This window comes from Streptomyces sp. NPDC059900, assembly GCF_050270335.1.
Taxonomy (GTDB): Bacteria; Actinomycetota; Actinomycetes; order Streptomycetales; family Streptomycetaceae; genus Streptomyces.
In genome coordinates, this window is record NZ_JBNNJZ010001170.1 from 1 (window position 1) to 1035 (window position 1035).

The 1035-nt window shown below is 70.2% G+C and carries 2 protein-coding genes and 1 pseudogene; 2 read left to right on the plus strand and 1 reads right to left on the minus strand.

Annotated features, from left to right (window positions below; all coding sequences use genetic code 11):
- Positions 1–127 (plus strand): AroM family protein (locus ACQKIP_RS48110; RefSeq protein WP_427745948.1); only part of this gene is annotated, 127 nt, incomplete at its 5' end.
- Between the two features lie 215 nt (positions 128–342).
- Here the strand turns inward: ACQKIP_RS48110 and ACQKIP_RS48115 are convergent.
- A complete protein-coding gene (locus ACQKIP_RS48115; protein WP_365854921.1) occupies positions 343–612 on the minus strand; it encodes a hypothetical protein in 270 nt (89 codons plus the stop codon).
- 206 nt (positions 613–818) lie between these two features.
- Between ACQKIP_RS48115 and ACQKIP_RS48120 the strand changes: the two are divergent.
- A pseudogene (locus ACQKIP_RS48120) lies at positions 819–1035 on the plus strand (hypothetical protein); the annotation flags it as partial.

Consider the following 1035-nt stretch of genomic DNA (forward strand, 5'->3'; position numbering starts at 1 on the left):
CGGCTACACCGAGGAGATGCGCCGAGCGGCCGCGGACGCCGCGGGCGTGCCGGTACTGCTGGCCCGCTCCCTGGCCGTGCGGCTTGCGGCGGAGGTCGCACAGTCGGCGGCGCAGGCGCGTGGTTGACGTCAGCGGGGACGGCGGCTTCTTTGCCGTTCGGGGAGCGGTGATCGACTCCAATAACAAGCCCTTGGGCTTGTCCGTACTTGTCCGTACCGGCCTGGCGCTCGCGTGGGTGGGTGGGTGCGGGGATACGGGGGTGCGGGGATACGGAAAGAGGGCCCGCTACCGGCGGGCCCTCTTTGGCGTGGTGCTCTGTGTTGCCGTGTAGCTGGCGGTGCTCAGTCGTCGAAGCCGCCCTCGCCGTGGCCGGCGGCGTGGGTGATGCCTGCCGGGCCGCCGAGGTTCTCGTAGGCGAAGCCGGCACTCCAGCCCCTGTCGTCGTCGGCCGAGCGGTAGCCGCCGGCCTCGGTGATCCCTGCCGGGCCGCCGAGGTTCTCGTAGCGGAAGCCGCCGTGGTAGCCCTCGTCGTTGGCGAGAGCGGTGCCGCTGGCGCCCATCAGGGCAGCGGCGGCGAGGGCGGTGACGGCCAGGGCAGTACGGATACGCATGGGGTCCCTTTCAGGTACGCGATCATGGGGGTGTACCCCGGTTCCTCCCCTTTTCGCCCTCCGCACAGACGCGCCCCGGTGCATTTCACCCGGACAGCGGCGGCGTGGCCGGGGCGGTGAGGTTACCGGCGCTGTGGCGTCCTGCGGTGTGAAAGATGGCTCGCGCGAGACCCCGGAACGGAGCGGTCGGCGGGCAGGATGGCCCCATGACAAAGCTGTCCGTGCGGTCGGTCCGTCCTGCTTCCTCTCACTCTGATTCTGACTCTGGTTCTGGTTCGGTGCTGTCGTTGTGGTCGCAGGACTCCGTGCTGTCGATCGGATCGGTGGGGTCCGTGCTGTCCGTGGGTTCCGTCGGCTCGGCCCTGTCGGTCGGGTCGATCGGAAGTGCCCTCTCGGTCGGCTCGATCGGGTCGTCCCTGTCCC

Coding starts and splice junctions, on each gene's coding strand:
- ACQKIP_RS48115 (WP_365854921.1), bottom strand. CDS start 612: ATGCGTATCCGTACTGCCCTGGCCGTCACCGCCCTCGCCGCCGCTGCC.